This is a genomic window from Prevotella sp. TF12-30 (genome assembly GCF_003436715.1).
Lineage (GTDB): Bacteria > Bacteroidota > Bacteroidia > Bacteroidales > Bacteroidaceae > Prevotella > Prevotella copri_A.
In genome coordinates this window covers 1-19,695 of the sequence record NZ_QSQJ01000054.1, presented here as the reverse complement: position 1 = coordinate 19,695, position 19,695 = coordinate 1, and the positions used below count along the sequence as shown (strand labels likewise).

Here is a 19,695-nt window from a genome sequence, read left to right as displayed (position 1 = left end):
AAAAACGAAAAGGGTGCGCCATAGACTTATGACACACCCTCCTTTTTCGTTTCTTCATCCGATGAATAATGGAGCATCCTCTTACGTAAAAAAACTTTTGAGATTTTATTTCTTCTCCAATTCCTGAAGGCTTTCCATTTTCTTTGTTTCCAGGAACTCGTAGATTCCGCAGAGATGCTCGCGGACGCGACCATGGCCGAATTCGTACACCTTGCTGACCAGACCATCCAGGAAGTCTCGGTCGTGACTCACTACAATCAGCGTGCCGTCGAAATCCAGCAGCGCCTGCTTCAACACATCCTTTGTCTTCAAATCAAGGTGGTTGGTAGGCTCATCGAGAATCAATAAATTCACTGGCTCCAGCAGCAACTTCAGGATAGCCAGACGGGTGCGCTCGCCTCCCGACAATACCTTCACTTTCTTGGTAGAATCCTCGCCGCCAAACATGAATGCACCCAGCAAATCGCGAATCTTATTTCTGATTTCTCCCTTTGCTACATCATCAATGGTCTGGAACACAGTAAGCTCTCCATCGAGCAAAGACGCCTGGTTCTGAGCAAAATAGCCTATCTGAACATTGTGGCCCAACTCCAGTTTACCCTCGTTCTGAAGCTGACCCATAATGCATTTTACGAGCGTAGATTTACCCTCACCGTTTCTTCCCACGAAGGCAATCTTGTCGCCACGCTCCACGGTAAGATTCACGCCGCTGAATATCTGCTTGTCATCAAATGCCATTGCCACGTCACTCATCTGAACCGGATAGGCTCCGCTTCTCGGACTTGGAGGAAACTTCAGTCTCAGTCGGCTGGTATCCTCCTCGTCCACCTCGATCAGTTCCAGCTTTTCGAGCATCTTCACGCGGCTCTGCACCTGGAATGTCTTCGAATACGTACCCTTGAATCGCTCGATGAAGTCCTTGGTCTCGGCAATCATCTTCTGCTGTTCCTCATATTTCTTCATCTGCTGTTCGCGGCGCTCCTTGCGCAGTTCCAGATACTGGCTGTAGGTAGCCTTGTAGTCGTAGATTCTGCCCATGGTAACCTCGATGGTTCTTGTTGTAATGTCATCTACGAATTTTCGGTCGTGACTGATCACTACCACCGCTTTCGAACTGTTGATGATGAAGTCTTCGAGCCATCCGATAGATTCGATGTCGAGGTGGTTGGTAGGCTCATCCAGGAGCAGCACGTCTGGCGATTTCAGCAGCAGTTTGGCAAGCTCGATACGCATGCGCCAACCTCCCGAAAACTCGCTGGTAGGGCGGTTGAAGTCGGAGCGTTCGAAGCCCAGTCCGAGCAGCGTTTTCTCTACGTCTTCCTCGAAGTGGGTCATGTCGATGGCATAGAATTTTTCAGACAGAGAAGATACTTTTTCGATGAGCTGCATATAGTCGTCGCTATCGTAATCGGTGCGGGTAGTTAGCTCGTTGTTGATGCGGTCTATTTCAGCCTGCATCTCATGCAGATGTGCGAAGGCCTGGCAGGTTTCCTCGAACACGGTGCGTCCGTCTTCGGTCATCAGGTGCTGAGGCAGGTAGGCGATGACGCAGTCTTTCGGTGCCGACACCGAGCCTCGTGTGGCATTTCTCACGCCAGCGATGATTTTGAGCAGGGTACTTTTACCTGCTCCATTCTTGCCCATCAGGGCAATACGGTCCTTCTCGTTAATCTGAAAGGAAATGTCTTTGAATAGGGTGGTGCCGCCGAATTCTACGGTCAATCCATCAACTGTAATCATATTTTTCTTTTGTTCTTAATACTTATTTTATATTATATTCTAAATCAATTTTCTTTCCGATATATTCGTTATCTCAGATATTTCCGATTATTCGTTATCTCCGATATTTTTGATATTTCCGAATGCTACACGGCAATGCTCCCTGATGGAAATTTCCGATAGAAGGGTTACGGAAGTCCAAAGGGCGAGATCGTTCAGCGTGGCGGGATAGTGGATTTCAGCTATCGTTTCTGCTGGATGCTGTACACTTTCCTTCGTTTCTGCTGGATGCTGGGCACCAGCCAATATATCGGCTGCAACGCTTTTCAGCATGATATAATCCATTCCCTGGTGATGGCTGTCGTGCTTCAGGGCATCCTTGCCCCAGAGTTGCCATTCACGGCTTTCGTATTGGCTCAGGATAGCGCCGTCTGCTACCCAGGTTTCGGTATTCATTTTTTCCAGGTAGATGCGTCGGTTCACGCCGTCCCAGATGCCCAGCGAACCCTGCACCTCAAAGTCGAGGCTTCTTGGGCGAGGCAGGGTCGTGTCATGAGTGAGTGAGATGAGCGTTCCGCCCTGGGTTTCAATCTGCGTAGAGATGATGTCGCCCAGGGTGATGGGAGTATTATCATCTTCTGACATGTGCTGGCGAAGTCCCACAGCCTTGGTGGCGAAGGATGTAAGCCAGGCGAGATGGTCTGTTTTCCCGATGCCCAGAATCATGCAGAGCGGACCGAGTCCATGGGTGGGATAGATGTCGGCGTTGTGGTGCGAGTAGAAACGGCTTCTCCACACGCTTTCCGTACCTTTTCGTCCACCCAGTACCCCATTGTCATCGAGCAGCAGCTTGCGCAGGTCGTGGCGGTAACCGCCTCTCATATAGATGATTTCTCCAAGTGCTCCTTCATCCACCATTCTTTTTACAGCAAGGATTTCTCGCATGAAGAGGGTGTTCTCCAGCGGAAAAACCTTTACTCCTTTCTGTTGGGCGATTTCTTGTAGCGGGGCATATTCATCTTGGCAGAGTCCGCCTTTGATTTCGAGAGCCACATGGCAGTTTCGCAGTATGCATTCTGTGGCGTGGGTGATGTGGAGGTGCCAGGGGGTGGTGATGAAAACCAGATTGGGCTGTTGCTCGTCGAGCATCATCTTGTAGGCTTCCTCGCCCTGATAGAAGGAAGCGCCCGGAGATTCCGAATCCCCGCAGCCGTTGATGTCGGCGATACCGACAATCTCAAAGTTTTCAATCGTGCGTAACAGCCGCAGCAATTGTTTGCCACGATACCCGAATCCTATCAATGCAGTCTTTATATGTTTCATCAGATTTTTTTTTGCTTCTGCAAATTTAGATAAAATTTCTGAATTATAAGCCAGTATAATAAAAAACTTCAATGATTTCCCTCGAATTGTGCGAAATTAGCCTTGTTTTTCGAGAAATCAAGACTGTGGTTTTCACAACTACCCCTCAGATGCACTGTGCGGCTTGTGAAAACAAAATCAAGAACAATCTCCGTTTTGAGAAAGGAATCAAGAATATCGAGACCAGTGTTCCGGATCAGACGGTTACCGTAAAGTACAATGCCGACAAGCCCACTATTCCTTTCTTTTGATTCCTGGTTCAGCAGCCATCATTGGCTGATTCTCTTCAGGCAAAACATACGGCTTGCTGAAGTGGAGTGGAGAAGAATTGGTTGCCGCCTCAATCTCGCCACGCAACCGTTCTTTCAATTTCGTGTTTCTGCTGCTCACAGTCAGATTTCTTACAGCATAGGCGAGGGCTTTGGGCTGACCGATGAGCACGCAGATTTTCTTGGCTCTCGTGATTCCGGTGTAGATGAGGTTGCGCTGAAGCATTACGAAATGAGTCATCAGGATAGGGATGACCACGATGGGATATTCTGAACCCTGACTCTTGTGTATGGTGGTGGCGTAGGCCAACGTCAACTCATCCAGCTCCGCTGCCTCGTATTCAGCTGAATGGTCCTCGAAACTCACGGAGATGGTGCGATCTTCCATATTCACCTTCTCTATGGTTCCGATGTCGCCATTGAATACATTCTTGTCGTAATTATTTCTAATCTGCATTACGCGGTCGCCCAGTTTGTAGGTGGTTCCGCCACGGCTGATTCCCAGATTGGATGTGTTGAGTGCCTGCTGCAGCATCATGTTCAGATTGGCTGCACCTACCACGCTTCTCTGCATCGGGGTAAGCACCTGGATGTTACTCTGCGGTTGATTGTAAGCTTTTGGCAGACGATATTTTACAAGATTCACGATTTCCGTAGCCACTTGCTCTGGATCTTCATTCTTGATAAAGAAGAAATCGGTCTGTTTGCCGTTGCTCGTGTCCGGATAATATCCCTGGTTGATGGCGTGGGCACTCATGATGATTCGGCTCGACTGCGCCTGTCGAAAGATGCGGGTGAGTCGGATGACCGGAATCTTCTCTGAGTCGATGATGTCGCGCAGAACGTTTCCGGCTCCCACACTCGGCAGCTGGTCAATGTCGCCCACCAGCACCAGGCGCATGTGCTCCGGAATCGCCTTCATCAGATTATACATCAGAATGATGTCTATCATCGAACACTCATCCACGATCAGCGCATCACCCTCCAGCGGGTTCTCCTCGTTGCGCTTGTATCCGTCCTGCGGATTAAACTCCAGCAGCCGGTGGATGGTCTTGGCTTCCATGCCCGTGGCCTCGCTCATTCGCTTGGAAGCTCTGCCCGTAGGAGCCGCCAGCAGAATCCTCATCCCTGCCGTTTTGTAAGCAGAAATGATACCTTGCGTCGTCGTGGTTTTTCCTGTTCCAGGGCCACCTGTCAGCACCATCACTTTAGAGCGTACTGCCTGCTCAATGGCGGCGATCTGCACCTCGTCGTATCTGATGCCTGAAGCCTTTTCTATTGCCAGGATATCGGCCTGCATATTGAAGAGGGTAGGACCCTGACCTTTCATCAACTCCAGCAGTTTCTTAGCCGTTCCTCGTTCGGAAAGATAGAAGGGTGGCAGATAGATGGCTTCGTTCTCACGGATGAGATTTTCTGATATGATCATTTCCGCTATGGCTTGTCTGATAGGTTCTTCATCGGCTTCGAGCAGTTTCTTTGCGGCTTCTATAAGCTGTTCTTCTACAGCATAAACGTGACCTTCGTTGGAGAGTTCATTTAGGGTGTAGCTGATTCCGCTCTTGCATCTTCTCAGATCGTTCTTCTCATAACCCATCTTGCTGGCTATTCCGTCGGCAGTCTTGAATCCAATGCCCCAGATGTCATCGGCAAGACGGTAGGGATTCTCCTTCACGTTGTCGATGCTTTCCTTGCCATACTGTCGGTAGATCTTGGCGGCGTAAGCAGTGCTCACGCCATACTGCTGCAGGAAGATCATCACGTTCTTGATGTCCTTCTGCTTCTCCCAGCTGTCTCGGATTTTCTCCACGCGTTTCTTGCCGATTCCGGCAACCTCGTAGAGTCGTTCGATGTCATCTTCTATTACCTCGATGGTTTCCGTTCCGAATCTCTCTACTATCAGATGTGCAAACTTCGGACCGATGCCTTTCACCAGTCCGCTGCCCAGGTATTTCTCGATTCCATATACGGTGGCAGGCATTACCTCTTCCCAGGTTTCGCAGGCAAACTGCTGTCCGTATCGCTTGTCCATCTTCCAGTCGCCATTGCACAGCAGTACCGCTCCCACTGGAACATCCAGCAGGTTTCCCACCAGGGTAACCAGGTCGGAATATCCCTTCACCTTGACTTTCATCACGGAATATCCGTTTTCCTGGTTCTGGTAGGTAATCCTTTCTACCACGCAGCGTATCTTGATCATACCTTCTTCAAAATATTACCTTCTTCAAAATATTATCTTTCGATGATGTGATTGATAACGATTCCTGCTATAGCCATTCCGAATGTAGCGGTGATGTGGCAGAGTGAGCCGTTGATCTGCGGCTTCGTAGATGTCCATTCGTCCTCTACGAGTCGCTGGTCGCTCATGTTCTGCATCGGCTTTTCCTCGCTGAACACGCACTGGAATTTGCGGCGAGGGAAGGTCTTGTTCTTCTTGAATTTCTTGCGCAGGGCTCTTGCCAGCGGATCGCCATCAACCTTCCAGAACTCAGCCTTCCTCACCATGAAAGGGTCGCGGCGGAGGGCTGCTCCCATCGAAGATACGAAGGTGATTTCCTTCGGAAGGGCAGTGGCACGCAGAATCAGGTCAGCCTTGTCCTTCAGCGAGTCTATGGCGTCGATGATGTAGTCGTATTCCTCCATGTGGAACTCTTCGGCTGTTTCTGCCTGATAGATTTTCTGATAAGCCGTGATGTTGGCTTCTGGGTTGATTTCAAGCAGGTGGTCGCGCAGCGCATCTACCTTTACCTGTCCGATGGTGCGGCTTGTTGCCATCAGCTGGCGGTTGCAGTTGCTCATGCATACGCGGTCGCTATCCACGATGGTGATGTTGCGCACGCCGCTGCGCACCAATCCCTCTGCGCACCATGAACCCACGCCTCCGATTCCGAAGATGAGCACTCGTGCTTCCTGAATTTTTTCAAGATTATCTTTTCCCAGGAGCAGTTCTGTGCGTCGCTGCATTCCCCGCTCCATTGTTGTGATTTGATTTCCCATTCAATTATCTTTTTTATTATCTTTCAACTTTGCTTTGCGCAATTCAGGTGCAAAGATACAAATAATAATTCGAAAAGTAATCATCCGACTGTTTTTTTGTTTAGAAAAATCTTCCTATTCTTCCACAATCTGCGCAATGCGCCTGATGCTTCTGTTGCGATGGTTGATGATGAGCGGAACACGTTCTACCACCACCATGGATGTGTCGAGGCCCAAAGCCTTAGGCTCGTCAATGCCTATCTTGCCGATAAGGGCATAGATGGTCATCAGCAGGTTCTGTTGACGGTTGTCGGAACTCTCCGGGTAATATACGCGGTGGATGATGATGAAGCGGAAGTCGCCAGGTATTCCGTTTTTGCGGAGCGAAGGATAGGTACTTCTCAAATCCACCTTCTTGCTTGCCACCAGGTCTTCTACCACTTGTCGCAGATAGAGGCTCACCCTAGGCTCAATGCGGAAACCTATGCGCATGGTTACACTGTAGAGGGTGTCGGGAACCAGGGTCTCGCAACTGTACTCCAGCGTGTCAGGAGTATCAGCAAATTCCAGATTGATAAGCCAGTAATGGTCAGCACGCTTGGGCTGCTTGTTGATGATGGAATAGAGCAGCTTGTCATCCACCGCACCTTCCTTGTCTGCATGGTTCACATAAACCAGATTGGATGCGTACTTGGGGATGCTCTCGTCGGCCTTGATATCGGAGATAATCTGATAATACTCATCCAGCGGTTTGGTACTGATGTAATGATGGCGGATCTTGATGGCGTGGACCCATACATACATCATCAGGAACAGGATTCCGCCTATGAGCATCGTACACCATCCTCCTGCGAGGAATTTTGACAGGTTGGCGGCAAGGAAAATGCCCTCAATCACGCAGTATGCGCCCATAAAGAGCAGGATGAAGATGCGCGCCACACCCTTGGTGCGCAGGTAGAAACCGAGCAGCAGGGTGGTCATCAGCATGGTGATGGTGATGGCGAGTCCGTAGGCTGCCTCCATGTGCGAGGAGTCGCGGAAGAGCAGGATGATGAGAACCACGCCGATGTACATGGCGAGGTTGATTACCGGGATATAGAGCTGTCCCTTTACATGGGTAGGATGCTTGATTCGCATGCGTGGCCAGAAGTGCAGGTTCATGGCTTCGCTCAATATGGAGAAGGTGCCGCTGATAAGTGCCTGACTGGCAACGATTGCCGCACCCGTGGCCATGATGATGGCAAAAATCAGCATGTTCTGCGGCATGATGGAAAAGAACGGATTCACGGAGGAGGCAGTCTGGATATGGTTCAGCACCCATGCTCCCTGCCCCAGATAGTTGAGGATGAGCATGGCCTTTACGAAAAGCCAGCTGATGGTGATGTTCTTTCTGCCGCAGTGACCCAGGTCGGAGTAAAGAGCCTCAGCACCGGTGGTACAGAGGAACACGGCGCCCAGAATCAGGAACCACTCTGGAGATTTTGCCAGCAGCATGGCAGCATAGTAGGGGTTGAAGGCCTTCAGAATCAATGGGTAAGAGGTGATGCTGAAAGCTCCCGTTACGCCCAGCAGCAGGAACCATATCAGCATGAATACTCCGAACGACTTGCCAATACTCTCTGTACCAAAGCGTTGCACGAAGAAGATGATGGTGATGATGCCCAGTGTGATGGGGATGACTGGCAGGTGGGGACTGATGCTTTCGAGTCCTTCGATGGCTGTGGTAACCGTGATGGCAGGGGTGATGATTCCATCTGCCAGCAAGGTGCTGGCACCGATGATGGCCAATAAGTAAATCCATTTTCTCTTCATCTTGCGCAACAGGGCGTAGAGGGCGAGAATGCCTCCTTCGCCATTGTTGTCGGCACGCAGTGCCACACATACGTATTTGATGGTGGTCTGCAGGGTGAGTGTCCAGATGATGCACGACAATGCGCCCAGGATAGTGTTTTCGTTGATGGTTTCACCCGTGTGCAGGATGGCCTTCATCACGTAGAGTGGGGATGTACCTATATCTCCAAACACAATGCCCAGAGTGATGAGCAATCCCAGGAAGCCTACTTGATGATGGCAGGCTACTGAACTTTCCGAATTTTCTCTCATATAACTTCTCTTATTTATTTAAAATATTATCCTTCTTTACATTAAGGAATTATCCCTTGTATTATCCTTTTTACATTAAGGAATTATCCTTATGTGAACATAAAATATCCCTTTTTTGATTATATTTGGGTGCAAAGGTATGAACATAAGTGGTAAAAGATGATTTGTTTAACAAGATTTATCCGTTTTAACCTTCGTTTTAATTGGCTGTAAATGACTGGTTGGAAGATGTAAAAAAAGTGATATTCTTTCTTGGAGTCAAAAAAAGCCCCATCAACTATCCAAATCTTCATTCATGCTGAAATCGGAAAGTTGGTGGGGCTCATCAGATGAAGGTCACCACATTTGATGCTTCGTTATATTTACATATTTACGCAGTTTTGCGATACTCGCTTGGTGTCTTGCCCGTCTGTGCCTTGAAAAAGCGGACGAAGTGCTGGGAATACTCAAAACCCAGGCGCTGGCTGATTTGCGTAATGCTTAAGGTTTCATCCACAAGTAGTTGGCGGGCAGCCAAAAGCAGCCGGTCGTTGATCAGACTCTTTGCAGTTCTGCCAGTCTCAGTCTTGACTAATTCACCGAAATATTTAGGCGAATAGCAGCATTTGTCGGCAAAGTAGGCAACGGTAGGCAATCCTTCACGCATCGCTTTCTTGGCAATGTATTCATCGAGCAGAGAGATGAATTTCTTGACCACCGAATGATTGATCTCCTCGCGTGTGATAAACTGGCGATCATAGAAGCGCAGACAGTAGTTCAGCAGCAACTCGATGTTAGAAACGATGAGTTCACGCGAATGCCTATCTATAGGATGCTCGAGTTCCTGGCTAATCATTGAGAGCACATCACGGAAGATATTTACCTCGGCAGCGGATAGATGTAGTGCTTCGTTGCTTGTATAGTCGAAGAACTCATAGCGGGAGATGTTCTTGCCAAGCTGGGTGCGGTTGAGCAGCTCGGGATGGAAAACCAATACCGTATATTTGGCAAGCGGAACTCCTGGAATGGGTTCTACTTTAATCGATTGTCCTGGAGCAAACGAGGTTACGGTCATCTCGTCAAAATCATATTCTGTTCTGCCGTATGACAATTTACATCCCTTGTTTTCCTTCAGGAAGAGGGCATAAAGTCCGTAGTGATGCACAGCCTCCTGAATAGGAGAGGTGTTCTCTACACGCGCAATGCTCACCAGAGGATGAAGTGTTTTCACCCCTATGTAGTCATTGAACTCCTGTATGGTATTAAAGAAAAATTCCTTCATGATCACTTGCAAAACTTGAATTAATGTTATTTAATCTTGTTATACTCCTCATCGCTCACAGCCTCCTGCCACTCGTTGGAGGTGTTCTCGCCAGGTATTTCAAAGGCGAGGTGGGCAAACCAGCTGTCTTTTGCAGCTCCGTGCCAATGCTTCACGTTGGCAGGAATATGGATGACTGTGCCTGGGAGAATCTCCTGTGCAGGCTTGCCTTCTTCCTGATACCAGCCGCGTCCAGCTACGCCTACCAGCATTTGCCCGCCGCCCTTTGTGGCGTGGTGCGTGTGCCAGTTGTTACGGCAACCAGGCTCAAAGGTAACATTGAAGAAAGGTATCTGACTATCAGATATTTTCGCAAGATAACTGTTGCCCTTGAAGTATTTGGCGTAAGCGGTGTTGGGTTCGCCAATAGGGAAGATCATCTCGCGCTGGAAAACGGCCTTGGCGTCCTCGCCTTTCACGTCCTCATTCCATACCTCCTTTGCCAGATTGAATGCAGCCCAGGCTTTAGGCCAACCGGCATAGAAGGCGATGTGGGTGATGATTTCTGCCGCTTCCGTGCGGGTAATTCCGTTGTTCTTTGCCGACTGCAAGTGATATTTCAGCGAATTGTCGGTGATTCCTTGGCTGATAAGCGAAGTGATTGTTACCAAACTGCGGTCGCGCAATGAAAGCAGGTCATTGCGGCTCCATACTTCTCCGAAGAGGATGTCGTCGTTGAGGTGGGCGAACTCTGGGGCAAACTCACCCAGTTGGGTGCGCCCTGCTGTCTGTACTATTTTCTGTTGTGCCATTATGTTGAGTGAAATAGTTGTTAATATAATAAATATTGCAATTTTTTTCATAAGAATCAAAAGTTGAGTCTCTATCCCTTGACAGATTTACCTAACTCGTATGCTTCCTGCAATTTCTTGTTGCCCTCAATGGTACGTGGAGCGTCAACACCACCGCAGAACAGAGTGCCAGCAAGGTGGCTTTCAGGATAAATCTTTTCCACTTCATGACCTGCAGCCTCAGCACCTTCGATAAACTGATCAGCGAGCATGTCGCTGTTTGAACCAGTACGCAGACTGGTAGAAATTACGATTATTTTCTTCATTCTATCTTATATTTAATGTCTGGTGCAAAGGTATGCAGATTTCCTTAATGTTCTTATACCTGTTTTTCGGAAGATATTACCTTTATCGGAGTTTATTCCATTCTGCCATATTTCATCTCCACGCCTTCCTTATCATACAGCTTGCGTTTGCCGTCTTCGTCAATGAAACTTGCTGTCATGTACGGAGCCTTGTGCATTACTTCCAATGCCCATTGGCTATCCATTGCTCTTGATTCCTTTTTCATTTTTATCCTAATTAATTTGATTATTTTTATCCTAATAACGCAGCGACCAACCCCAACCATACCATCCATGCCCCGCAAAACAACTACTCTTCGTCTATACGCTCAATTTTGAATATAACGGGGCGCGTTCCGTCAGAACAACAGCATATCATTTCGTTTTCACGCTTCATCCACCCCTTCATGATTGAACCACCTTGCAGTCCGGTGTATATATATCGTGAAATAGCATCCCATGCCTCAGAGCAATGTGGCATTTTCGGACCTCCAGCTACTGTGTTCGGGTCAGCGGATGTTTTGACGAGCGTATTTAATCCTCCATGCCAGAAATGGTCGTTCTCTTCGTCACGCTCAAAGATAAATTCATCGCCAACATTGTAGCATGGACACATTCCTGCTTTAGGGTCGGCGCAATACTTCTCCTGTAGTTCCGGATAGATTTTCTTGTCTATTACGGTCACTTTTACTTTATGCTTCATATTCTTTTTAATTTATTTTAATCATTTGTACTTAAACACTTTCACCATATCCTTGTCGCCACCCACAAGCTGGCTGCATCTGTTCAGCATTCCGGTGTCTGAGAAACCGCATTTCTCCATGACTCTTCCTGATGCAGGATTGCCTGTGAAATGGTCTGCCCAGATGTTTTCGAAATGCTTCTCGTTAATGCAGTAGTCAAGCATCAGCTTCAAGGCTTCGGTGCAGATACCCTTGTTCCAGTAAGGTTTTCCTACCCAGTAGCCCACCTCACAGTCGTTTTCTCCGATAGGAATGTTGCTGGTTTCATGGGTGTAGTAGCCGATGCAGCCGATAGCCTCGCCAGTCTCTTTCAGCACAATCGCCCATGTCATTTCATTATGGAAGAAAGTCCGGATTATCTCCCGACTTTCCTCAACAGACTTATGTGCCGGCCATCCAGCACGTGGTCCAATATCAGGGTCCGAGGCGTACTTGAAGAGCGCCTCTGCATCTGATTTCTCCCAATGGCGGAGTAAAATTCTTTCTGTTTCCATCAGATTATATCAATGTTTTGCTGTCTATTTACTTTGTGTGCTTACCCAAGCCAGTCGGTGAAGATAAGTATACATTCGTGCACCTTCTCAAAGAATCTCCCTATCCGGCGCTTGATGCCCTTCCAATATATCCCATTCTTTTTAATGCTCATATACTTAGTTATTTATTTTGTTATTAATTCATGTGCAAATACGCCATCAGCGCAATATATCTGCAAAAATACAAAAAATATTCAGAAAAAAGTGATTATATGGATGGATTTTGTTTGCAGAGCGAACTTAATTTAACCTTATTTTATATGATAGAGGGACATCTTGAATAACCGGAAATCCTTAATGACCTTAATGACCGTGACCTTAATGACCGGAAAACGCCCCCTAAACATTTATTTATTTTTCTGATGAAACTCCTTCCTTGTCTTAGCCATTGCTTCTGTAGCCCTATCGTGGGTCTCTATCAGCAATGGACTCTTATGATATTGCACGATTTTGACTCCGACTGAGTTGTGCCTTTTCTTTTCCTCGATGCATTGAATGATCAAGTCTGGATTGGCTGATTTAGCCGTTGGAGTTTTGTCAAAGTTCTGAATATAGGCAGCGTTGGTAAGGAAGAGAATGTCGGAACCGTCCGGTATTTCCTGCATTACCTTCACCATGAGGGTTAGCATCATTCGGAACTCTGTGGTGTGGAGGTCGCTGATTACATCACGGCTGATGATGTTGCCGTTATGCTCAATTACTACGGCAGCACCACCAGCTCGCTCTTTATGGCCATAATCACATGAACCACCTATCCAAACGTAATATATAGAAGTATCTTGTATCATAATTTTTTATCTTCAATGTCCGCAGATATTCCTTCTGCTCGGGCGTGATTCTGTAGTTCTCTTTTGAACCCAAAATTATTTCAAATCATAAAGTTCCATAATATCCAACATCTTGAATAATGTACCATCAATAGAAGAATGCCAGCTTTGATGAAAGTGCCCGTAACACCAATGAGTGACATGCTGTTTATGTTCTTTCAGAGTTTCATACAGACTATTCATAACTTCACGTTCCTGCTGTATGTCTGATGTCAGAGTATTGTCGTTGCAAGTCCATTTGGCTAAACCGTCCTTGCTTAATATTTCGCAGAAGGATGGAGCCGTATGTGTTATTACAATGTCGACATCCTGTTCTGACAAAATCGATGTTAGTGCTTCATTATTATATGTTGGAGATTCGTTCTTCCAATAGTATGATGGAGAAAAATCGTCAACGACTTCCGTGTTACCAAAACGTAGCCGCTTTTGTTGCTCCTTACTCCATGCTTCAAGCCTATACGTACGATCAATTGATATGGCTCCTCCTACACAGAGAATCGAATGGTTGCAAGCGTTGATTACAGAATAGTCTGGAATGGCAATGAAACGTTTGTGCTTAAAGCTTTTTCCATCAAAATACGCTGGGTTGTCATGATTGCCTCTAATGAATACAATCCAATTATTGGCATCATTCATACGTTTGGCATTTCTTTTCACCATATTATCATAATAGCCTCTCTTGTCAAAACCAAATCCACAATCGCCTGCTACAATAACTAACGTGTTTTGCATCTGATATTGCACCCAAATTTTGTTCACGAGAAGATTAAAGTCACCGTGAATATCTCCAGAAACAACTATGTCCTTACATTCTGGAAACTGATATATATTGTATTTTCTGCTATTCATCTTTCATGTTCTCCCAAAACGGAAGAAGTCTTTGCTGTAAGAACGCTATCACTTCAGTAAAAGGCAAGATGTCAGTGGATGTTATTTTACGTATGAAAGCAGTCCATCTGACCTGCATTTGCTGATTGCTGCCAAACTCTTTTCTGAAAAACATCGTGTTCTCATTATAAGGTGTGTGGCGATTTTCAAATGTATGTTTGATAGCTTCCTGTAATATTATAGGATTATACTTTTCATTCTGCAAGATTTTGTAGAGATCATAATAATCCTTCATTCGACTACTTTGGTCTGCAAGATCCACAATTGCGTGCATCTTTTCAGCAATAACTGTTTCAAGCGAGTAGGCCAGTATATTGGCACTCGGCAGATGTTCTAGCAATACTGGATAATCAAGATCTATTGGGGAAGGTGTTACCACGTCACCAAAACCAATATCCATTGTTAAAACCTGGGCAATAGTGTCCATCTTGACTGGAATGCTGAGCCTAATCCCATGATAGTCTTTGAACTCTGTTATATTTTGTGCAGTAATGTTCTCCGTGTCAAATATTACGCCATCTTCCTCGTATGGCACAGAACATATTTCTCTGAACGCTGCAATTATAGAAGAGCCTTCGTTGCTGATATTATTGCCAAGGAAATCTATATCCAATGTTGGACGAGCCGCAAATTTTTCGTATGCATACATGAGTGCACCTCCCTTCAGATAAAAATTTCCTCTATAATGAGTCTGCGATATTCTGTAGAGAAGTCTCTCTTGAAAATACCGGGTCAGGATAGTCTGATTAAAGACGTTTTCCTTTCTTGCAACGTTCAGCAATTTTGTACGTATAGACTTCCCGTAGTTTTTATTTTGTTCTTTACTCATAGCTTCACTTGTAGATAATTTTCCAGGATATTGCCAACACGCAATTGTCTGGCATAATCCATTAGTTTACTGATATTTCTTTCTGGTCTGGAAAGATAGTTATCGATGATTTCAGAACAGACATCAATGCCCACCTTATTGCGGAACTTTACTGCATCGCATACGCATCGTTCTACATCATATACCTTTACCTGAAATCCATCTATGACTTTCTCCATCACGCCGATTTCAAGAATATTGGCAGTATAGTGATGGAGCTCTATCTTTGGGAATGAAGGTACTTTAACTTTTCTATCCCTTTTGATGGCGACATGATAAGCCTGCGGCAAGGATGTCGTAAGCTGATGGATATTCCAGGCAGACCAAAGGCAGAGGATTCCGTTGGGAACAATAGACTCAATATCAACCATACATGCTGACAATTGGTCTATGTTAGCATATACGCCACGGCAAACCTGAATCAGTTCACCTTGGCGAACGGCCTCCAGCATTTTGTAGTAAGCTGTTCGTCCTTGTACTTTGACGTTTGCAGATGATATGAATGAATTCTTTTTTTCCATAATTGTTCTTCTAATTTCGGTACAAAAATACCACAAATATTTTTAATTGTGGTACTTTTGTACGGGAAACTTTTTAAATTCACTCATTTTTTAATAAATTTCAACAGTTTTATAGCTATTTTAGTACAAAAGTACCACAAATGTTGCTGATTGTGGTACTTTTGTACGGGATGATAGAATGGACAATGCATGGTTATTTGCCTATTCCTAATTTTTCCTTTTATTTTATCTTCAATGTCCGCAGATATTCCTTCTGCTCGGGCGTGATTCTATAGCTCTCGATGGCCTTCTGGATGGTCTTGTTGTGCGTCCAGGAAGCAAGGCGGTTTTGCTCGATGTAGGGAATCGCCTGGTTCCATTGCTTGGCAAGGGCGGTGGCGAAGAACCAGGCTACCATCATTTTTACGTAATACTCTTCGCTCCTTACAGATGCAGGAATTTCAAGATATTCTGCCTTGAAGTCTTTATCTAGGTAATGAGACATAAGTGTCTCTATTCCAAATCGACAAGTATAAACGTGTGACGATTTACTCCAAGTCTTGATCTTCGCCAATAGCTCCTTCTTGTGTTTGGCAAACACCTTCGGAGACATAATGTCGCAAACAGCCCAGTTGTCCACGAAAGGCAGGAATCTGTCTGTAAGACGAATGCATTCTTCGTAGTCCTTCACCTCGGAAATGAGAAGACCGTGAAGCATGTTCTCATCGTAGTATTCGTGAGGAAGTTGATGAAGGAAATCTTTGCATTCTGACTTCTTTGTAAATTCTTTTATAAACTTGCGAAGCACAGGCACACGAATGCCTATGAAACTCTCCACAGGCACTCCCGGTGTCAGTTTGGCTTGGAAAGCAGCATACTGCTTATCCTGCATGGCGAACAGTCTTTCTTGAAGTGAAGTCATTTTTATCCAATTAATTTAATAATCTGTTTATCTGAAGCATCAGGCAGGATTTCTTTCAGATGCTCGAAAATTCTTTGGTAAGATTCCTGGGGAGTGCGATTGCATTGACAAGCCTCCCTGCCATAGAGATCTTCGGGAGTATTGAGCAGCGACCACCCCCAGCCATATTCGTGATTGTGCTTGTCACGAGGATAGATGAAATCCTCGGTCACGATATAGGTTGCCATTTCCAGTCGGGTGAGATAACCGTCAAACTTGCTTCTCATTCCCTTTCCGGTGAAACCGCAGGCTGCCCGAAGTTCTCTCGTGATGAGACTGCCTGTAGATTGAAGCATACAGAGAATGGCTCCTTCTATCGATTCTTCATCTGGGCGAGGGAACTTGCTTCTTCTGTAGTTGCAGAAGTCTGGCCACCATTCCAGGCTGATGAATCCTGCTTTCTTGTTAAAGAACTTTCCGTACATACACGGCATTTCCGTCACAATCTCGCCTTTCCATTTCCATAATGGCCAGTCCCAACCGCCTTCAGGAAGTCTTACATAACCGCAGTCATCTGCCACGATGTCTTCGGCAGAGAATCCTTCAATGCCGCTATCAAGGAGAGGGAGGAAGCCGATCTTCTGAATCAGCTCCATCATGCCTGTTGCTGAGTATATTTCTGGAAAATTCATGTTCATCTATTTTTATCCTTTGTACTAGCTATATTAAGCTACGAATAACCTTGCATGGTACACCTCCAACTAGAGTATTTGCATCAACATTTTGGGTTACTACGGCTCCTGCGGCTACAACAGCTCCATCACCAATCGTTACACCTCCAAGAATAGTTGCATTAGCACCAATCCAACAACCATTTCCTATGGTAATTGGCAAGGCATATGTGCGCCAACGGTATTCTCCCGAATCAGGATTCCAATCCTTGGTGAGACGCTCATTCAGGTCAACTGGATGAGAAGCAGTATTTATCTGTACTCCTGGAGCTATAAGCACGTTATCGCCTATGGTTATCTTATTGCAGTCTATCAGCATACAACGATAATTGATGCTTACATTGTTGCCAATAAATATATTGTCACCAAATCCAATAATAATACCATCCCCTACGCTTACATTATTTCCAATACTACCAAACAACTCTTTTAGCATTTCATATCGCTTGCTTCGGTCAGTGTATGGCAGAGAGTTGTAACGCTGCATCCATTCTGTAGCCAAGGATTTACGTTCTATAAATTCGGGCGAATGGCAGTTATAAAGCATACCTGCCAAACACTTCTCTGATTCTGTTTTCATAATCATCGCCTTTTTTATGTTATTATCAATTCGTTCAGTTTATCCTCTCTGATAATCTTAGGCTGAGCCTTGCCAGCGAGAATGAGAATCTTTTTACCATTACGATAAATATGAAGCTGTCGTGAGCGAACCACGGCTGTCAGCTCCTCATCATTCTGCATGGCTTGCCAGATAGGATAATATACTCCCTCAGGTTCAAACAACTTCTTCTGAAGATGTGAACAGAGATTTGTTGTATCAATAGTCATAAGCTATTCTATGTTCTTGTTAATTTCTTGCCATTCCTGATGCTCTTCCAGATGATTGGTCTTTACCAGTACGCTCTGAAAACCGAAACGCTTGCCAGCTTCGGCATTCTCTGAGCGGTCATCGAAATAGAGGGTGGTGGCAGGATTCAATCCAGTCTTCTGCGTCATCTCTTCATAGATTTCGATGGATGGCTTCTCCTTCCGCATGGCGTATGAGAGGAACACTTCATCAAACAGCTTGTCTGTGGAATATCCCAGCTGATTCATCTGACTGACTGATTTCTGCCAAAGCGTATCGTTGATGTTGCTGAGCAGATAGACCTTGTATCGCTTCCGAAGCTTGACCAATGCCTCCAGTCTTTCCACAGGCAGATTCCCACACAACTCTTCCAGGACTTTCTCAATATCCCCGGTTGTGGTTCCTTTGCGGCAAAGGCTCAGCATCTCTTTCAAAGTCTCAGCTTCCGCCACCAGACCATTAATATATTGGTGCATCAGTCTCTTGATTTTGCGGACATGGATTAGTCGCTTGAACGCCGTAACGCCCAAGCTCTCCATGGCTTTCACAACAGCGACATCATCAATATTCACGATGACACCTCCATAATCAAAAACGAGTGTTTCTATCTGTTTCATGCTCATTTTCCTATTGTTAGAATTTATCTATTTCCGTGAAACGATTGAAAGTTTGCTGAAAACTCCATCAGCATTTTCTGGGCAAGGGGAGCGTACCATGTCTTCACCTCCTGCTCAGTAGGCGTATGACCGCCCGGGAAATGGAAGGCTAGGTTGTAATGCTGCAGGAAGAGAGGGGAGAAGTGAGCCAGGGTGTCCTGCTCACCAAAAAGTCCCCACACACGATCCTTATAATAGGGGTTGCAATGGTCAAACTGCACGGCTTCCAGTTCCGCAAATTCCTCTATCAGCGCCTCGTCAATCACCAGCCGCTGATTTCCGTCCCTTCTCGGCGCCTTGTATTCATGTTCGCCGATGCGCTCCTTCAGAAACTCCGTCATCATGAAATACGGATTGCCGAGCAGGGCAGGAATGCCCACCACCGGAGCCAGCATCTGGGCGAGGAATGAGCCGCAGCTGTTGCCCAGAAGCAAGTCGGGCTGCTCCCGGTCGATGATGGAGTGAATCTCCTTCAGTGCCTCCTTTGGGTGCAAAGGGAGGTCGGGAGTCAACACCACCGCCGTCCCCTCAAACGCCTCTTTCAAGGCTCTCGCCATCGGACAACTGCCCGTAGCGAAGAATCCGTGTAGGAATAATATCTTCTTCATGCTCAAATCATTTGATAATGATGCGCCTATAATCTAGAGAGATAAGCCATGCTCAACTCCATATCAGCGCAATATATCTGCAAAAATACAAAAAATATTCAGAAAAATGATTTTATGGATGGATTTTGTTTGCAGGGCGAACTTTATTTAACCTTATTTTATATGATAGAGGGATGTTTTGAAAAACCGAAATCCTTAATGACCTTAATGACCGGATTTAAGGGATTGAAAAATGAAAATGACCCTTAATGACACTGACCCTTAATGACACCTGCGGAAATAAATAAACCGCTCCACCTATTTATATATATATAGGAGGAGCGGTTGTAATAGATAAAATCATCTCAAAAACTAATCACATGCAGATTTCATTCTGCTTTCCTGCATCTTACTTTCTGCCTTCCTGCTGCTTACACGCAGCTTGAAACGCCGAGCGAAGTGGCTATTGCGGTGAGAATGCTAATCGCAATCTGAATCACCATTTTCCAGGTATCCTTCTTCATAGACTTTTATCTTTTAGAAATTTACGTTGTCGCCGCCGCCGTCTTCACCTCCGGTATTTCCGCCGCTGGTACCCTGATCACCAGTGGTTCCGCTACCGCCAGCTCCCTGCGTTCCGCTGCCTTCAGTTCCGGTAGTTCCGCTGCCGCCACCCTGGGTTCCGCCGCCAGTGGTTCCGCCGCCATCGCCACCTCCATCAGGAGTAACTGGCACGTTGAGGTCCACGTTGGTCTTGCCCTCCTTGATTGCCTTGATCACGGCTGCCTGAGCGCTGCGGCTAGCCACGAG

The 19,695-nt window shown here is 46.1% G+C and carries 23 protein-coding genes and 1 pseudogene; 1 reads left to right on the top strand and 23 read right to left on the bottom strand.

Going from position 1 to position 19,695, the window contains the following annotated elements; genetic code table 11:
* Positions 1 to 105: 105 nt before the first annotated feature.
* Both DXD25_RS14855 and DXD25_RS14850 read right to left on the bottom strand, forming a co-directional pair.
* A complete protein-coding gene (locus DXD25_RS14855; RefSeq protein WP_117664182.1) occupies positions 106 to 1,740 on the bottom strand; it encodes an ABC-F family ATP-binding cassette domain-containing protein in 1,635 nt (544 codons plus the stop codon).
* Positions 1,741 to 1,827: 87 nt separating this feature from the next.
* Positions 1,828 to 3,042 (bottom strand): Gfo/Idh/MocA family protein, encoded by a 1,215-nt coding sequence (locus tag DXD25_RS14850; RefSeq protein WP_117664181.1) that lies wholly within the window; start codon positions 3,040 to 3,042, stop codon positions 1,828 to 1,830.
* Between the two features lie 71 nt (positions 3,043 to 3,113).
* Between DXD25_RS14850 and DXD25_RS14845 the strand changes: the two genes are divergently transcribed.
* Positions 3,114 to 3,332: a heavy metal-associated domain-containing protein gene (locus tag DXD25_RS14845; RefSeq protein ID WP_117664180.1), complete on the top strand. Its 219-nt coding sequence runs from the start codon at positions 3,114 to 3,116 to the stop codon at positions 3,330 to 3,332.
* Here DXD25_RS14845 and DXD25_RS14840 read toward each other — a convergent pair.
* The 21 genes and pseudogenes from DXD25_RS14840 to DXD25_RS14745 all read right to left on the bottom strand — a co-directional run.
* On the bottom strand, positions 3,316 to 5,550 hold the full coding sequence (locus DXD25_RS14840; RefSeq protein WP_117664179.1) for an ATP-dependent RecD-like DNA helicase: 2,235 nt from the start codon (positions 5,548 to 5,550) through the stop codon (positions 3,316 to 3,318). The two genes, DXD25_RS14845 and DXD25_RS14840, sit on opposite strands and share 17 nt — an antisense overlap.
* A gap of 32 nt (positions 5,551 to 5,582) precedes the next feature.
* Complete coding sequence (locus DXD25_RS14835; protein WP_117664178.1) at positions 5,583 to 6,347, bottom strand: ThiF family adenylyltransferase; 765 nt, start codon at positions 6,345 to 6,347, stop codon at positions 5,583 to 5,585.
* A gap of 114 nt (positions 6,348 to 6,461) precedes the next feature.
* Complete coding sequence (locus tag DXD25_RS14830) at positions 6,462 to 8,429, bottom strand: KUP/HAK/KT family potassium transporter (RefSeq protein ID WP_117664177.1); 1,968 nt, start codon at positions 8,427 to 8,429, stop codon at positions 6,462 to 6,464.
* A 370-nt stretch (positions 8,430 to 8,799) separates the two neighbouring features.
* Positions 8,800 to 9,690, bottom strand: a complete 891-nt coding sequence (locus DXD25_RS14825; protein ID WP_117664176.1) for an AraC family transcriptional regulator — start codon at positions 9,688 to 9,690, stop codon at positions 8,800 to 8,802.
* A gap of 26 nt (positions 9,691 to 9,716) precedes the next feature.
* Complete coding sequence (locus DXD25_RS14820) at positions 9,717 to 10,532, bottom strand: carboxymuconolactone decarboxylase family protein (protein ID WP_117664175.1); 816 nt, start codon at positions 10,530 to 10,532, stop codon at positions 9,717 to 9,719.
* Between the two features lie 20 nt (positions 10,533 to 10,552).
* On the bottom strand, positions 10,553 to 10,786 hold the full coding sequence (locus DXD25_RS14815; RefSeq protein WP_117664174.1) for an NAD(P)H-dependent oxidoreductase: 234 nt from the start codon (positions 10,784 to 10,786) through the stop codon (positions 10,553 to 10,555).
* 92 nt (positions 10,787 to 10,878) lie between these two features.
* Positions 10,879 to 11,031, bottom strand: coding sequence for a hypothetical protein (locus DXD25_RS17225; RefSeq protein ID WP_233522336.1), 153 nt, complete (start codon positions 11,029 to 11,031; stop codon positions 10,879 to 10,881).
* An 83-nt stretch (positions 11,032 to 11,114) separates the two neighbouring features.
* Positions 11,115 to 11,507 carry a TIGR04076 family protein gene (locus tag DXD25_RS14805; RefSeq protein WP_117664173.1) on the bottom strand — a complete coding sequence of 131 codons (393 nt, stop codon included), beginning with the start codon at positions 11,505 to 11,507 and terminating at the stop codon, positions 11,115 to 11,117.
* Between the two features lie 21 nt (positions 11,508 to 11,528).
* The gene (locus DXD25_RS14800) at positions 11,529 to 12,041 is read right to left on the bottom strand and encodes a GNAT family N-acetyltransferase (RefSeq protein ID WP_117664172.1); all 513 of its coding nucleotides are present in this window, start codon (positions 12,039 to 12,041) and stop codon (positions 11,529 to 11,531) included.
* Positions 12,042 to 12,427: 386 nt separating this feature from the next.
* Complete coding sequence (locus DXD25_RS14795; RefSeq protein ID WP_117664171.1) at positions 12,428 to 12,868, bottom strand: ribonuclease H; 441 nt, start codon at positions 12,866 to 12,868, stop codon at positions 12,428 to 12,430.
* A 75-nt stretch (positions 12,869 to 12,943) separates the two neighbouring features.
* On the bottom strand, positions 12,944 to 13,756 hold the full coding sequence (locus tag DXD25_RS14790; RefSeq protein WP_117664170.1) for a metallophosphoesterase: 813 nt from the start codon (positions 13,754 to 13,756) through the stop codon (positions 12,944 to 12,946).
* The gene (locus DXD25_RS14785) at positions 13,749 to 14,624 is read right to left on the bottom strand and encodes a nucleotidyl transferase AbiEii/AbiGii toxin family protein (protein WP_117664169.1); all 876 of its coding nucleotides are present in this window, start codon (positions 14,622 to 14,624) and stop codon (positions 13,749 to 13,751) included. Before DXD25_RS14785 ends, DXD25_RS14790 begins: the two co-directional genes overlap by 8 nt.
* The gene (locus tag DXD25_RS14780; protein WP_117664168.1) at positions 14,621 to 15,184 is read right to left on the bottom strand and encodes a hypothetical protein; all 564 of its coding nucleotides are present in this window, start codon (positions 15,182 to 15,184) and stop codon (positions 14,621 to 14,623) included. Before DXD25_RS14780 ends, DXD25_RS14785 begins: the two co-directional genes overlap by 4 nt.
* Positions 15,185 to 15,404: 220 nt before the next feature.
* A complete protein-coding gene (locus tag DXD25_RS14775) occupies positions 15,405 to 16,085 on the bottom strand; it encodes a DNA alkylation repair protein (RefSeq protein ID WP_117664167.1) in 681 nt (226 codons plus the stop codon).
* A gap of 2 nt (positions 16,086 to 16,087) precedes the next feature.
* Positions 16,088 to 16,756 carry a hypothetical protein gene (locus DXD25_RS14770; protein ID WP_117664184.1) on the bottom strand — a complete coding sequence of 223 codons (669 nt, stop codon included), beginning with the start codon at positions 16,754 to 16,756 and terminating at the stop codon, positions 16,088 to 16,090.
* 28 nt (positions 16,757 to 16,784) lie between these two features.
* Entirely contained in the window at positions 16,785 to 17,375 is a 591-nt protein-coding gene (locus DXD25_RS14765; protein WP_117664183.1) for a sugar O-acetyltransferase, read from the bottom strand.
* Between the two features lie 14 nt (positions 17,376 to 17,389).
* Complete coding sequence (locus DXD25_RS14760) at positions 17,390 to 17,623, bottom strand: hypothetical protein (protein ID WP_117664166.1); 234 nt, start codon at positions 17,621 to 17,623, stop codon at positions 17,390 to 17,392.
* A gap of 3 nt (positions 17,624 to 17,626) precedes the next feature.
* A complete protein-coding gene (locus DXD25_RS14755) occupies positions 17,627 to 18,259 on the bottom strand; it encodes an HAD-IA family hydrolase (RefSeq protein ID WP_158556353.1) in 633 nt (210 codons plus the stop codon).
* A gap of 23 nt (positions 18,260 to 18,282) precedes the next feature.
* Positions 18,283 to 18,906 (bottom strand): YqiA/YcfP family alpha/beta fold hydrolase, encoded by a 624-nt coding sequence (locus DXD25_RS14750; RefSeq protein ID WP_117664164.1) that lies wholly within the window; start codon positions 18,904 to 18,906, stop codon positions 18,283 to 18,285.
* 410 nt (positions 18,907 to 19,316) lie between these two features.
* Positions 19,317 to 19,409, bottom strand: a complete 93-nt coding sequence (locus DXD25_RS16760) for a smalltalk protein (RefSeq protein ID WP_153089932.1) — start codon at positions 19,407 to 19,409, stop codon at positions 19,317 to 19,319.
* Positions 19,410 to 19,422: 13 nt separating this feature from the next.
* A pseudogene (locus DXD25_RS14745) lies at positions 19,423 to 19,695 on the bottom strand (hypothetical protein); the annotation flags it as partial.

Coding starts and splice junctions, on each gene's coding strand:
- DXD25_RS14825 (WP_117664176.1), bottom strand. CDS start 9,690: ATGAAGGAATTTTTCTTTAATACCATACAGGAGTTCAATGACTACATA.
- DXD25_RS14795 (WP_117664171.1), bottom strand. CDS start 12,868: ATGATACAAGATACTTCTATATATTACGTTTGGATAGGTGGTTCATGT.
- DXD25_RS16760 (WP_153089932.1), bottom strand. CDS start 19,409: ATGAAGAAGGATACCTGGAAAATGGTGATTCAGATTGCGATTAGCATT.
- DXD25_RS14815 (WP_117664174.1), bottom strand. CDS start 10,786: ATGAAGAAAATAATCGTAATTTCTACCAGTCTGCGTACTGGTTCAAAC.
- DXD25_RS14805 (WP_117664173.1), bottom strand. CDS start 11,507: ATGAAGCATAAAGTAAAAGTGACCGTAATAGACAAGAAAATCTATCCG.
- DXD25_RS14855 (WP_117664182.1), bottom strand. CDS start 1,740: ATGATTACAGTTGATGGATTGACCGTAGAATTCGGCGGCACCACCCTA.
- DXD25_RS14750 (WP_117664164.1), bottom strand. CDS start 18,906: ATGAAGAAGATATTATTCCTACACGGATTCTTCGCTACGGGCAGTTGT.
- DXD25_RS14765 (WP_117664183.1), bottom strand. CDS start 17,375: ATGAAAACAGAATCAGAGAAGTGTTTGGCAGGTATGCTTTATAACTGC.
- DXD25_RS17225 (WP_233522336.1), bottom strand. CDS start 11,031: ATGAAAAAGGAATCAAGAGCAATGGATAGCCAATGGGCATTGGAAGTA.
- DXD25_RS14850 (WP_117664181.1), bottom strand. CDS start 3,042: ATGAAACATATAAAGACTGCATTGATAGGATTCGGGTATCGTGGCAAA.
- DXD25_RS14780 (WP_117664168.1), bottom strand. CDS start 15,184: ATGGAAAAAAAGAATTCATTCATATCATCTGCAAACGTCAAAGTACAA.
- DXD25_RS14760 (WP_117664166.1), bottom strand. CDS start 17,623: ATGACTATTGATACAACAAATCTCTGTTCACATCTTCAGAAGAAGTTG.
- DXD25_RS14840 (WP_117664179.1), bottom strand. CDS start 5,550: ATGATCAAGATACGCTGCGTGGTAGAAAGGATTACCTACCAGAACCAG.
- DXD25_RS14845 (WP_117664180.1), top strand. CDS start 3,114: ATGATTTCCCTCGAATTGTGCGAAATTAGCCTTGTTTTTCGAGAAATC.
- DXD25_RS14830 (WP_117664177.1), bottom strand. CDS start 8,429: ATGAGAGAAAATTCGGAAAGTTCAGTAGCCTGCCATCATCAAGTAGGC.
- DXD25_RS14820 (WP_117664175.1), bottom strand. CDS start 10,532: ATGAAAAAAATTGCAATATTTATTATATTAACAACTATTTCACTCAAC.
- DXD25_RS14785 (WP_117664169.1), bottom strand. CDS start 14,624: ATGAGTAAAGAACAAAATAAAAACTACGGGAAGTCTATACGTACAAAA.
- DXD25_RS14770 (WP_117664184.1), bottom strand. CDS start 16,756: ATGAATTTTCCAGAAATATACTCAGCAACAGGCATGATGGAGCTGATT.
- DXD25_RS14755 (WP_158556353.1), bottom strand. CDS start 18,259: ATGAAACAGATAGAAACACTCGTTTTTGATTATGGAGGTGTCATCGTG.
- DXD25_RS14790 (WP_117664170.1), bottom strand. CDS start 13,756: ATGAATAGCAGAAAATACAATATATATCAGTTTCCAGAATGTAAGGAC.
- DXD25_RS14800 (WP_117664172.1), bottom strand. CDS start 12,041: ATGGAAACAGAAAGAATTTTACTCCGCCATTGGGAGAAATCAGATGCA.
- DXD25_RS14775 (WP_117664167.1), bottom strand. CDS start 16,085: ATGACTTCACTTCAAGAAAGACTGTTCGCCATGCAGGATAAGCAGTAT.
- DXD25_RS14835 (WP_117664178.1), bottom strand. CDS start 6,347: ATGGGAAATCAAATCACAACAATGGAGCGGGGAATGCAGCGACGCACA.